The following is an 11,803-nucleotide window of genomic DNA, read 5'->3' as shown; positions in this document are numbered from 1 at the left end:
GGATGGCCCATTGCGGCGGCCCACGGATTCAAGCCGGAGTGAGGGCACACCGAGCGTGAGCGAGGTGCCGAGTGGTGGGGCAAGAGCCCTTTTGGTTACTTTTGGGGCTCTTTTCCAAAAGTGACCCGCCGTAAGGGCGGAACCCATATCAGCCACAACCACAAAAACGGATATGTACCCATGGGCTGCGTGGCGCACTCAAGCCACCTGTTTCGCCTGCTCACGCTCCGCCACCAACTGCCGCGTCAGCGGAATCAACCGCTTGCCATAATCAATCGCATCATTCAGCGGATCAAACCCACGAATCAGAAAAGTGGTAATCCCCAAATCGTAGTAATCCAGCAACGCCTCGGCGACTTGCTCAGCAGTGCCCACCAACGAGGTGGAATTGCCTTGCGCACCGAGCAACCCCGCAATCCCCGTCCACAACCGCTTATCCAACCGCGAGCCCTGTGCCGCCGCCGCCAACAACCGGCGCGAGCCCTCGTTCGGTGGTTCACGCCGCACAAACCCATTCTTCTCAGCCAGCGCCGTGGCCTGCTGCAAGATCGTCTCGGCACGCGCCCAGGCCAGTTCTTCGGTCTCGGCCAGGATCGGCCGCAGCGACAAACTGAAGCGAATCGTACGCCCATGCTTGGCCGCCTCCGCACGCACCTGGGTCACTATTTCGCGCACTTGCTCGTAGGTTTCGCCCCACAGCGCATACACGTCGGCATGCTTGCCCGCTACCGCAATCGCCGCCGCTGATGAACCGCCAAAGTACAACGGAATATGCGGCTGTTGCGGCGACTTCACCGTCGAGTGCGCGCCTTCTACCTGGTAGTACGTGCCCTTGAAGTCGAAGGGTTTTTCGCTGGTCCATTCCTGGCGCACCACGCTGAGGTACTCGTCGGTGCGCGCATAGCGTTCGTCCTTGCCGATATGGCTGCCATCGGCGCGCAGTTCGCGGTCGTCGCCGCCGGTGATGATGTGCACGGCCGTGCGCCCGCCGTTGAACACGTCCAGGGTGTTGAACTGGCGTGCAGCCAGCGTGGGCTGGGCAAAGCCTGGGCGGTGGGCGATCAGGAACTGCAGTTTTTTAGTCACGCTGGCGGCATGCGCGGCGATCAGCGTGCTGTCCGGGCTGTTGGAGTGGAAAGCCACCAGGGCGCGGTCGAAGCCGGCCTCTTCGTGGGCGCGGGCCACGGTTTCGACGTAGTCCGGTTGCAGGGTCGGGCCGCTGCGCGGGTGGATCTCGGATGCGTGGTGGCCGCCGATATAGCCGATAAATTCAATGCTCATGGTCTGTCCTTGTTCAGTACGGGATCAACACCTCCTCCGGGCGTGGGGTCGGTCACTCGCGTCAAAAGTAAGGGCAGTGGCCGGGTCTGTAAAAGGCCTGTTGGTTCTAACCTAAGTATTAAAATGCAGAATTATTTAAATAGGGTTTTATAAATAAGGTGCATTAAGCGAAGCCGCTAGAAACTCAGCCGAATCTCCGCGCACAGCCCGCCACCCGCGCGGTTGCTCAAGGTCAGTGAACCACCGATGGCCACCGCCAACTGCTGCGCAATCGCCAAGCCCAGGCCGGTGCCACCGGTGCCGCGATTGCGTGAGCTTTCCACCCGATAAAACGGCTGCAGGACCTGCACCAGTTCGTCCTCGGCAATTCCCGGCCCACGGTCGAGCACCTTGATCGACAGCTGCCCGGCTGCGGTCGAGCCGACTTCCAGCTGCGCGCTGCCGGCGAACTTCAGCGCATTGTCGACCAGGTTCACCAGCACCCGGCGCAACGCGTGGGGGCGGGTGTCGAGCACCACCGAGCTTTTGCCGCTGAGGCTGACCTGCTTGTGCATGTCCTGGTAGTCAAACACCAGGCTGTCGAGAAAGGCATCGAGGTTGATGCGATGACTGGCTTCGGTGGCGCCGTGCACGCTGCGCGCATAGGCCACGCCTTCGCGCACCAGGTGTTCCATTTCACCCAGGTCGCTCCAGAGTTTGTCGCGCTCGGCGCAGTCTTCCATGAACTCGGCGCGCAGCTTCATGCGCGTAATCGGCGTTTGCAGGTCGTGGGAAATCGCCGCGAGGATCTGCATGCGCTCCTTGAGGTATTCGGCGATGCGCTGTTGCATTTGATTGAACGCCGCCGCCGCATGCGCGACTTCGGTCGGGCCGTGTTCGTCCAGCGGCGTGGGGGGGGCGTTGGGGTCGAGGGTTTCCACCGCTCGCGCGAGCCGCGTCAACGGGCGGATCGCCAGGCGCACCGCCAGCCAGGTGCAGCCGAGCAACAGCGCCAATTGCAGGATCAGTACCACCGGCAACCAATACGCCACAGGCAGGGCGGCGGGGCGCACGTCGATGGTGATCGGGCTGCCGTCGGCCAGGGTCAGGTGCGCCTGGAAGTGTTTCTGCAGGCCGGGAATGTCGCGAAACGTCAGCGCGTACTGCTCGCCCAGCGCGTCCGCAATCGAGGTGGCGGCCATTGGCACGTCATCACTGTTCATCGGCTCGCCGGTCTCACCGGCACTCAGCAAATAGTGATAGTTCTGGCGGTCGATACGCGGCAGCCAACTGGCGCGCTCGTTGGCGGGCAGGCGGTCGAGGATTGCCACCGAGGTGGATACATCGTTCTCCAGGTTGCCGAGCATCGCGGTGCGCGCGCTGATATAACGCTCGTAAAACTGCGCGCAGAACGACAGCCCATGGGCGCACACCAGGCTGATCAGAAAGATCAGCGACAACTGCGATGCCAGCGTGCGTGGCCAGCCCACGCGCCACTTCATTGCTCGGCCCCGAGGATTTCCACAGCGAGGGAGAACACATAACCCTCGCTGCGCACGGTCTTGATATAGGCCGGTTCGCGGGCGTCATCCAGCAGGCGTTGGCGCAAGCGACTGACCAGCAGGTCGATGGAGCGGTCGAACAGGTCCGCGTCACGGCCCTGTGTCAGGTTGAGCAATTGGTCGCGGTTGAGCACGCGTTGCGGGTGGTCGAGGAACACCCGCAGCAGGCGGTATTCGGCGCCGCTCAGGGCGACCAGCGTGTCGTCTTCGTCGAGCAGATGGCGGGCGGTGGTGTCCAGGCGCCAGCGGCCAAAACGGATCAGCCGCCCGGTTTCACTCACCACCAGATTCGGCGGCAGCATGCGCGTGCGACGCAGCACGGCGTTGATGCGCGCCAGCAGTTCGCGGGCGGCGAAGGGTTTGACCAGGTAATCGTCGGCGCCCATTTCCAGGCCGATGATGCGGTCGGTTTCATCGTTGCGCGCGGTGAGCATCAGCACCGGCGTGGCTTTGTGCTTGCCCACTCGCAGCTCGCGGCACAGCTGCAGACCGTCGTCGCCGGGCATCATGATATCCAGCACGATCAGGTCAACCGGCGTGGTGTCGAGGAAGCTGCGCATCTGGCGGCCGTCGGCGACCACGGTGGTGCGCATGCCGTTTTTCTTCAGGTAATTGCCCACCAGCTCGCGGATCTCGCGGTCGTCATCGACGATCAGGATGTGGTCGACATGATCCATGCTGCGTTCCTCGTTAAATGCTTATGGGCCGCAGTCTAGCCATCGCCGCAGGCTTTGCCTTGTGCCCTTTGTATTGCAGTGTATCTGGCGATAATGAGATACACAGCGAAGCAAAAAAGCTGACAGGCCAGCGCGCGAGATCGCTCAGCCCAGCAAGGCCTCGAACGCCCGTTGCACCCGTGGCTCATCACTGTGGGCCACATTGAACCGCATCAAGTTGAGGTGCGCCGGCTCGTAGCCGAACAGCGCGCCCGGCGCCAATACCAGGCTGCGTTTTAACGCCTCCTGGGCCAGCCGCTCGCCATTCACGCCCGGTGGCAGGTGCGCCCAGATAAACATCCCGCCTTCATACGCCATCGGCAACTCACAACCGCAGCGTTTCAACCATTGCTCGACACGCCCGCCGGCCTCCATCAGCCGCTGCACCACGCGTTTGCGGTGCTTGGCGTAGCTGCCTTCGCTGAGCATGCGATAGACGAGCTGCTCGAACAGCTCCGAGGTTACGCCGCCGCTCATCAACTTCATGTTGGTCAGGTTAGCCGCCAGTTGCGGCGCGGCCACCACGTAGCTGACGCGGGTGTTGGCGCTGAGGATTTTGGAGAACCCCGACAGGTAAGTGACCTGGTCCAGGCCGGCGAGGGCGGCCAGGCGTGGCGGCGGGTTGGGGTGCAGGTCGCCGTAGAGGTCGTCCTCGATGATATGGCAGTGGTATTGCCGGGTCAGTTGCAGCAGGCGAAACGCCTGGCTGGGGCTGAAGGAATGGCCGGTGGGGTTGTGCAGCACGCTGGTGGTCAGGTAGAGGCTGGGGCGGTGCTCGGCCAGCAGCTGTTCGAGGGCGGCGAAGTCAAAGCCGTCGGGGCGACGCTCGAGGGTCACCACCTTGACCCCGTGCAGCGCCAGGTTGGCGTGGAAGTTGAAGTAGCACGGCGCATCCAGCAGCACCGTGTCGCCGGGGCGTGCGAGCAGGCGCATAAGCATGTCCAGGCCTTGCACGGTGTTGGGCGTGGTGATGATTTGCTCCACCGGCACCGACAGCCCATCGGCGTGCAGCTTCTGTTGCAAGGCCTGGCGCAACGGCAATAGCCCGGCCGGCGTACCCAGCCCGGCAAGGCGCAGCGACGGCGCGCGGACCACGCTGCGCATGGCTTGGCGAATGGCTTCGTTGTTCAGCCAGTCCTCCGGCAAGTGGCCGCTGCCGGGGCGCAACTCGCCGCTGGCCGTCACCAAGGGGCGGCGCAGCACGCTGAGCAGGTCCTGGGGCAGCAGGTCGACCCAGTTCACAGACGCGGGGCGGGTGCTGTCCATCGCCACAAAGTAACCGCGGCCCTGGCTGGAGGTCAGCAAGCTGCGCCCGCGCAGGCGGTCCAGCGCTTCGTTGAGGGTGAACTTGCTGACGCCCAAGGTCAGGGTCAGCTCGCGCACCGAAGGCAACTTGCTGCCGGGCGCCCATTCACCGCTCTCGATGGCCTGGCTGAACGCCTCGACAATCTGCTGGACCTTGGGCGTGCCTTGGACAAAGGCGATGGCGGATACGAACATAAACCTTCCTGGTATTTGCCGGTTATTTTACCGGTGAAGTAAGGCGGGATTAGGCATTACTTTACCTGCCTTGCGCAAGGCGGTGGCTCTAGACTGCGGGCCATCGACGACAGGAATAACTCCATGCCAAGGCAATTGCTCAACCCCGGCGCGCCGTTCTGCATCGCAATGGCGCAGCAGAAATACCTGGCGGCTGAAAAAGGCCTGCAAAGCGCCATCGACGGTGGCTTTACCCACTGGTACATCGACGGCAGCCTGTTGGGCGAAAGGGCCGAGGACTGGACCGATGCGCGTATCGCTAGCCTGCAGGCGAAGATTGCGGCAAGCGGCGTTCAGCCGATCTTTCACAGCAACTTCAAGGCGCCGCTGAGCAGCGATGTCGGGGCGTTCCGCGCGGCGGCGGTGGAGTACGTGGAAAAAGAGATCGATATTGCCAGCCGTTTGGGCGCGCCGCTGATCATCCACGGCGGCTGCATCGTCGGGCCGCAACGGGTGCAGGAGGCCAAGGCGATTGCCCTGGCGCAGTACCTCAAATCGGTGCGGGCGCTGGCGCAGTATGCCGAGGCTCAAGGCACGGATATCTACCTGGAAAGCCGGTCCAACTACGTCAACTACCGGATATTTACCGACGAGGCGCAATTTGCCTCGGTGTTCGAACACCTGCAGGCGCACAGCAATGTGTACTGCTTCCTCGACGCCGGCCATGCCGCCGTCGACAACGGCTTGGCCGCGCATGTACTGCGCACGTATCACGCGTTGATCAAGGGCATTTCCTTCAGCAACAACCCGGGTGTGCAAGACGCCAGCGACTTCGCCGACGTGGTGCGGGCTATCGTCGACACCCAGTGGAAAGGCCTGGTGGCGTTCGAAACGTGCAGCCAGACCGTGGAGGCCGCCTTGGCCGGGTTGGCGCGTACCTTCGCTGTGGTTTCTTCCAACCCAGGTGTCGGCCCATGACCAGCGCGTTAACGCTCTCTTCGTTTCTCTACTTTCTACTGTTTTGCGCCACCATGACCTTCAGCCCCGGCCCGATGACCCTGCTGTTGTTGGGCCTGGGCTTGAAAGACGGCTTGCGCAGTTCGATCCCGGCGCAGATCGGCGCCAGCGTGTCGTACCTGATTTCGATCCTGATCTTTGCCGTGGGCTTTTCGGAATTGATCAAGGGCAACCTCGCTATCACCCAGACCCTCCAGCTCGTGGGTGTGGCCTACATTCTTTACCTGGCTTACAGGCAGTGGACCAGCAGCGGCGTATCAATCGACAGGGTCGGCGCCGTGGAGGGTGCGCGCAGCCTGTTCGGCAAAGGCCTGTTGACCGGGTTTTCCAACCCCAAGACCATCATCATGTTCAGCGCCGTATTCCCGCAGTTTGCCGGGGCCGGGGAGCACACTTCAACGGTGGATATCGCCATCCTCGGGCTGACCTTTCTGACGCTGCAATTTGCCAGCGGTTGCCTGTACTGCTATTTCGGCCAGCGCATCAAGCATGTACTGGAAAACCCCAAGCGCCGGGTGATGTTGCAACGGGTCACGGCGGTGTTGCTACTGGGTGTGGCGTTGATGTTGGCGCGAGGATTTTCCCACTGAAGTATTAGCCTATAAGCGGTAGTGGCGATTTGACGTTGCCCTGATAGACTCCAGGCATTCATCCAGGATCACACCAGACCATGTCAGCCGCCGGAGGAAATGGACTTCCGCTCGCTTCACGGTTGTATAAGTCGCGCGCCTTGGGATTGTCGCTCGGCTTTGTGTGCGTGGTGTTTGGTATGTACCCCTTGCACCCGCCACTGTGGGTGTGGGCCTGGATGTTGATCAATGCCTTTGTCTGGCCGCACATCGCCTATCAATGGTCACGCCGCGCCAGCAACTCACTGCGCAGCGAACGCCGCAACCTGCTGTTCGATTCCTTTTGCGGCGGATTCTGGGTCGGCGCCATGCACTTCAATCCGCTGCCCAGCGTGACCACGCTGTCGATGATGACCATGAACAATGTGGCCATCGGCGGGCCGCGTTTTATGTTGGCGGGCTGGGTGGCACAGGCATTGGGCATCGGCGCCTCGTTGCTGGTGTTCACCCCGGCGTTTATTGCCGTGACCACTGAAACCCAGCTGTACGCCTGCCTGCCGATCTTGATGGTGTATCCGCTGGCCCTGGGCTGGATCTGCTATCGCCAGGCCGTGACCCTGGCTCGACACAAGCGCGAACTGCTTGCCCTGAGCCGCACCGACAGCCTGTCCGGCCTGCTCAATCACGGCGCCTGGAAGGATCATCTGGAAATCGAATTCCAACGCTGCCGCCGCGAGCAGGTCGGCGCCGCCATTGCGCTGATCGACATCGACCATTTCAAGACCATCAACGACACTTACGGCCACGTCACCGGCGATATCGTGCTGCGCCAACTGAGCAAAATACTGCGCCAGAACCTGCGCGTTACCGACCTTGCAGGCCGTTACGGCGGCGATGAGTTCTGCGTGATCCTGCCGGGCATGCCGCTGCACCGCGCCACCGAAGTGATGGACGCCTTGCGCGATCGTTTCAACGCGCTGGCCTATGCCCAGGACCCGACGCTGCGCGCCAGCTTGAGCATCGGCCTGGCGCCTTTTCAACCCGCGCATGCCGATTCCACCAGCTGGCTCAACGACGCCGACCAGGCATTGTATGAGGCAAAAAGCAGTGGGCGTAACCGCGTGAGTTCGGTGCAAGGGAGTTGGTTGCGGTCGGTTTAGTGGGGTAGGGTGTCGCAGCCCCTCCCAACAAAAACACAAGGATCGGTCCATGCTCTTCACCTTCTCCCGTACCCTCCTGGCCGCGACCCTGGCCTTGTCCTTCGCCGTGCCGGCCTACAGCGCCGAGCCGCACAAACAGATCCAGGCCGATTCCGAACAGTACAAGGCCGAGGCCCTGAAACTGCTTGAACGCCTGGTGAGCATCGATTCGGGCTCCGGCTACGAGCCGGGCCTGACCCAAGTGCGCGACATCGCCGTGGATGAATTGAAGCAGCTGGGTTTCAGCATCGAACTGGTGCCGGACAAAGCCGCCAATAACAGCCATGTGATCGCCACCCTCAAGGGCACCGGCAAGGCCAAGATCCTGCTGATGGCGCACATGGACACGGTGTTCAAGGAAGGCTCGGCCGCCGAGCGCCCGTTCCATATCAAGGACGGCCGCGCCTATGGCCCCGGCGTGATGGATGACAAAGGCGGCATCGTTGCCGGCATCTACGCGCTGAAAGTCCTGAAAAACCAGGGCTTCAAGGACTATGCGCAAATCACCTTCCTGCTCGACGCCAGCGAAGAAACCGGCTCCGAAGCCGCCTCCGAGCTGATCCGCACCACCGCCAAAGGCCACGACGTCACCCTTAACCTCGAACCCGGCCGCCCAGCCGACGGCCTGGTGGTATGGCGCAAAGGCAGCGCCACCGCCGTGGTCGAAGTCAAAGGCAAAGCCGCCCACGCCGGCGTCGCCCCGGAACTGGGGCGCAACGCCGCCATGGAAGCCGCACACCAGATCCTGCAACTGGGCAAACTCGGCGACGAAGAGAAGAAAACCACCATCAACTTCACGGTCATCAAGGCCGGTGACCGCACCAACGTCATCCCCGACCAAGCCACTGCCAAGGCCGACGTACGCGCGGCGTTGCCGGAAGAGTTTGACCGGATCGAGAAAGACCTGGCCCGTGTATCAGCCAACAAATTGATCCCGGACACCGAAGTGAAGACCAGTTTGCTGCGCGGCTTACCGCCAATGCCGCAAACGCCGGAGTCGGACAAGTTGGTCGCAATTGCCCAAGGCATTTACGGGGAGTTGGGGCGTAAGTTGACCATCGAAGGCAGCGGCGGGGCGGCGGATGCAAGCTTGTCGGCCGGGGTGGGTACGCCGACGTTGGACGGGTTTGGGATTGTGGGGGGGAATATCCATACCCCGGAGGAGTATGCGGAGGTGGAGAGTGTCGCGCCGCGGATCTACCTGCTTAGCCGGATGATTGTGGAGCTTTCGAAACGGTGATTTGTTCGCAGGGCTGGCCATTCTCTAAGTGTGAGCCTGGCTCTGTGGCAAGCAAGCTACTTGTGGCGAGCAGGCTTGTTGTGGCGAGCAGGCTTGCCCTGCGTTGGGTTGCGTAGCAGCCCCAAAACTGACGACGCGGATCTGGCTTCAGAACCGCGTCGGGTTTATTGGGGCTGCTGCGCAGCCCAGCGCGAGCAAGCTCGCTCGCCACGGGTAAAGATCGAATGGTCTGTTTAGAGGTGGTCTCTCAACGTTATTCAAGGCTGTATGAAGTATAAATTAGACGCGGAATCTTCGATTTTCTTGGCTTTGCCCGTTTTTAGGTACGCGTTGAATTCGTGTTCCAAGAATTCTTTATTGGTGTATTTTTTGTATCTGCGCGGCAACTCACATGCGTACATGTACAGGCGCCATGCGTCGAAGCCGTCGACTCTTCCGTCAGGGCCATAATCAAAGTCGATACACATTTCGGGTAGGTAGACGCGACAACCAATTCCGTGTAGTTCGTACGTTACGCTCGCGGTGACTGGACCTCGCTGGGGAATTTTTTTGGAGCGCCATAAACCCAAAATATTTTTGGCTCCGAATGAGATCTCAAGTAAATCTGTTGCTTTTTTGACTTGCGTTAGATACTCAGTGATCAAATTTTCTATAGGGTGAGTCTTTATTGTTTTTGATTGAGTCAATCTGTCGGGTCCTGTTGTAAAGGTTTTGATTTTTTATGAGTTCAGACGCGGTGATGGATTTTAAGAGTAAAAGTCGCCTTCAATGGAGGCGAATGCGAGGTTTAATACCCATCTCTTGCGTCGTATTCAACGAGATATCCGGTGCTATTGCTCAAGGTATGCATCCCCATGGGTTTGTGGGGCCCACTTTATAAGGGTTAACCTAATTCCATGGTGAGCAGTCCTATTGTGGCGAGCAGGCTTGCCCTGCGTTGGGTTGCGCAGCAGCCCCACAACTGGTGTCGCCAATTTAGCTGTTTAATCGCGTTGTTCATAATTTGGCTGCTCCGCGCACCAACGCGAGCTAGCTCGCCACAGGGTTTCTCCAGCCGCCAATACCTGATTATTTCACAAGGTTTTCTTCTTTACTTCTTATTTGAGCCTTTGCTAATTTCCAATGATGAAGCAACGTGCCTCAACCACGTTCGGGCATCCTCCCATTCGTTAAGGTAATAGTAATAGCATCCAATCTCGGTGAATAAATAGTCCTGAAGTTCTTGCTTGGTCTTTTGAGTTGTTATCAGTCTGTTTAGTTCTGATTGCACTTTGAATAGTGTGTCCGCAGAGATATCAGAAATAAAAAATTCAATTACCTCGCTCGCGCTCTGGTGGTCAGCCATCCAGTCTTGATTAAAATACCCAGCAAGGAATTGCTGCAGTTCGGGATAGTCTTTGTTCATGGGTTTGGAAATCCTGTATGAATTCGGTAGCCGTTATGCATGTTTTCATCTCTGCGGATTATAAGGTAAATTTCTGTTCCCGGAACGGCTGTTGCATTGTTCCTTATAAAGCTAGTGCCTATAGGCTCCTCAAGCCGTTGAATAATGACGATTTGATTGTTTTGCCCTGTAAGGAAGTTATCTATCTGGGTTCGGTTTTCATCTAATACATTTGATACTGCAAATTCCGCTGTTGCGCGATCATGAAAAGTAGAAGCTGCCGGGATGTTTGGTTCCTGCTGCAATCGATCCAGCAATTGCCTATCAGTTCTACCGATATGCTTTTGCATCAGATGCCCTCCTGCTCGTTCATGCGCGGCTAAACCTCCTCCTGGAACTATTTTGCTATACGGACCTTCAGGACAATTCGTGTTCTTACAACTCAGCCCCAAGGGATCTACCCAACCTGTCGGGTTAGGCACGTACTGGTACGCATTGATCCCACCCGCCAGCTTCACCGGGTCGGGTGTCAGATAGCGACCAATATCTGGATTGTAGTAGCGATGGCGGTTGTAGTGCAGCCCGCTTTCCGCGTCGAAGTATTGGCCTTGGAAACGTAGCGGATTGTCGATCTTGTTTATGTCGAGGCGGCTGATTTGGCCGTAGGCGCGGTAATGCGCGGACCAGACGATTTCGCCGTCGGGCGCGGTGAGTTCCTGCGGTGTGCCGAGGTGGTCGAGTTGGTAGTGGAAGGGCTGGGTGTCTTGAGGGCCAAAACCTTCCAACAGTACTAAGGGCCGAAAGCTGTCCGGCTCGTAGATGTAGCTGCGATGACGATCGGCGTGATGCTCCGCAACCAGCTTGTCGCCTTGCCAGAAAAACTCAGTGGTTATCCCATCAACGGTTTTGCTGATCCGCCGACCAAATGGGTCATAGCGGTAGCTGGCGGTTTGCCCGTTAGGTTGAGTAACGCCGATCAACCGATGCTGGCAGTCGTAGCGATACTCGGTGACGAGTTGATGACCCTTGCCGCGCCTTTGGCGGATCAGATTGCCGAACGCGTCATAGTCATAATGATGATCGCCTTGGATCACCAACCGATTCCCCGCCACGATGTCCGGGCCGGGTCGATCCTGCATCAGCAGGTTTCCAGCCGGGTCGTGGCCGAAACGCTCTTGCTGATCTTGCGAGTGATCGGCCCGAGTCAGGCGGGCGAGGGGGTCGTAGTGGTAGTGGTGTTCGCCTTTGCGGGTGTCGAGCAGGCGGGTGAGGTTGCCGGTTTTGTCGTAGTCGTAGTCGCGGCGGTAGAGCTTGTGTTCTTCTTGGGTCACCGCGTGGGCGTGGAGGCGGTTTTGGTCGTCGTAGTGGTAGTGGCTG

Annotated in this window: 11 protein-coding genes; 4 read left to right on the top strand and 7 right to left on the bottom strand. The window is 59.6% G+C overall.

Annotated elements, in window-relative coordinates; genetic code table 11:
- Window positions 1-198: 198 nt before the first annotated feature.
- The 4 genes from HX783_RS27465 to HX783_RS27450 all read right to left on the bottom strand — a co-directional run bounded on the left by HX783_RS27465 (window position 199) and on the right by HX783_RS27450 (window position 5,038).
- Window positions 199-1,281: an LLM class flavin-dependent oxidoreductase gene (locus tag HX783_RS27465; RefSeq protein ID WP_177018968.1), complete on the bottom strand. Its 1,083-nt coding sequence runs from the start codon at window positions 1,279-1,281 to the stop codon at window positions 199-201.
- A gap of 176 nt (window positions 1,282-1,457) precedes the next feature.
- Window positions 1,458-2,762 (bottom strand): ATP-binding protein, encoded by a 1,305-nt coding sequence (locus HX783_RS27460; protein ID WP_177018967.1) that lies wholly within the window; start codon window positions 2,760-2,762, stop codon window positions 1,458-1,460.
- Entirely contained in the window at window positions 2,759-3,499 is a 741-nt protein-coding gene (locus tag HX783_RS27455) for a response regulator (RefSeq protein WP_159955481.1), read from the bottom strand. Before HX783_RS27455 ends, HX783_RS27460 begins: the two co-directional genes overlap by 4 nt.
- 144 nt (window positions 3,500-3,643) lie before the next feature.
- Window positions 3,644-5,038, bottom strand: a complete 1,395-nt coding sequence (locus HX783_RS27450; RefSeq protein WP_177018966.1) for a PLP-dependent aminotransferase family protein — start codon at window positions 5,036-5,038, stop codon at window positions 3,644-3,646.
- A gap of 123 nt (window positions 5,039-5,161) precedes the next feature.
- Between HX783_RS27450 and HX783_RS27445 the strand changes: the two genes are divergently transcribed.
- The 4 genes from HX783_RS27445 (at window position 5,162) to HX783_RS27430 (ending at window position 9,042) form a co-directional block, all read left to right on the top strand.
- Complete coding sequence (locus HX783_RS27445; RefSeq protein ID WP_177018965.1) at window positions 5,162-5,995, top strand: sugar phosphate isomerase/epimerase; 834 nt, start codon at window positions 5,162-5,164, stop codon at window positions 5,993-5,995.
- Window positions 5,992-6,624, top strand: coding sequence for a LysE family translocator (locus HX783_RS27440; protein WP_177018964.1), 633 nt, complete (start codon window positions 5,992-5,994; stop codon window positions 6,622-6,624). Before HX783_RS27445 ends, HX783_RS27440 begins: the two co-directional genes overlap by 4 nt.
- A gap of 80 nt (window positions 6,625-6,704) precedes the next feature.
- The gene (locus HX783_RS27435) at window positions 6,705-7,763 is read left to right on the top strand and encodes a diguanylate cyclase (protein ID WP_159955489.1); all 1,059 of its coding nucleotides are present in this window, start codon (window positions 6,705-6,707) and stop codon (window positions 7,761-7,763) included.
- A gap of 49 nt (window positions 7,764-7,812) precedes the next feature.
- A complete protein-coding gene (locus HX783_RS27430) occupies window positions 7,813-9,042 on the top strand; it encodes a M20/M25/M40 family metallo-hydrolase (protein WP_177018963.1) in 1,230 nt (409 codons plus the stop codon).
- 257 nt (window positions 9,043-9,299) lie between these two features.
- Here HX783_RS27430 and HX783_RS30380 read toward each other — a convergent pair whose 3' ends face one another.
- From HX783_RS30380 to HX783_RS27420, 3 genes are all read right to left on the bottom strand, one after another.
- A complete protein-coding gene (locus HX783_RS30380) occupies window positions 9,300-9,686 on the bottom strand; it encodes a hypothetical protein (RefSeq protein WP_371317716.1) in 387 nt (128 codons plus the stop codon).
- A 446-nt stretch (window positions 9,687-10,132) separates the two neighbouring features.
- On the bottom strand, window positions 10,133-10,447 hold the full coding sequence (locus HX783_RS27425; protein ID WP_177018962.1) for a contact-dependent growth inhibition system immunity protein: 315 nt from the start codon (window positions 10,445-10,447) through the stop codon (window positions 10,133-10,135).
- Window positions 10,444-11,803 (bottom strand): RHS repeat-associated core domain-containing protein (locus HX783_RS27420; protein ID WP_177018961.1); only part of this gene is annotated, 1,360 nt, incomplete at its 5' end. The genes HX783_RS27420 and HX783_RS27425, both read right to left, overlap by 4 nt.

It is taken from the genome of Pseudomonas sp. D2002 (assembly GCF_013385735.1).
Taxonomy (GTDB): Bacteria; Pseudomonadota; Gammaproteobacteria; order Pseudomonadales; family Pseudomonadaceae; genus Aquipseudomonas.
Note: the sequence above shows the minus strand (reverse complement) of the source record. Positions and strands in the feature narration are given on the sequence as shown.

Excerpts from the sequence above, each read along its gene's own strand:
- HX783_RS27465 (WP_177018968.1), bottom strand. The coding sequence starts at position 1,281 with ATGAGCATTGAATTTATCGGCTATATCGGCGGCCACCACGCATCCGAG.
- HX783_RS27450 (WP_177018966.1), bottom strand. The coding sequence starts at position 5,038 with ATGTTCGTATCCGCCATCGCCTTTGTCCAAGGCACGCCCAAGGTCCAG.
- HX783_RS27445 (WP_177018965.1), top strand. The coding sequence starts at position 5,162 with ATGCCAAGGCAATTGCTCAACCCCGGCGCGCCGTTCTGCATCGCAATG.
- HX783_RS27440 (WP_177018964.1), top strand. The coding sequence starts at position 5,992 with ATGACCAGCGCGTTAACGCTCTCTTCGTTTCTCTACTTTCTACTGTTT.
- HX783_RS27430 (WP_177018963.1), top strand. The coding sequence starts at position 7,813 with ATGCTCTTCACCTTCTCCCGTACCCTCCTGGCCGCGACCCTGGCCTTG.
- HX783_RS27425 (WP_177018962.1), bottom strand. The coding sequence starts at position 10,447 with ATGAACAAAGACTATCCCGAACTGCAGCAATTCCTTGCTGGGTATTTT.
- HX783_RS27435 (WP_159955489.1), top strand. The coding sequence starts at position 6,705 with ATGTCAGCCGCCGGAGGAAATGGACTTCCGCTCGCTTCACGGTTGTAT.
- HX783_RS27455 (WP_159955481.1), bottom strand. The coding sequence starts at position 3,499 with ATGGATCATGTCGACCACATCCTGATCGTCGATGACGACCGCGAGATC.
- HX783_RS27460 (WP_177018967.1), bottom strand. The coding sequence starts at position 2,762 with ATGAAGTGGCGCGTGGGCTGGCCACGCACGCTGGCATCGCAGTTGTCG.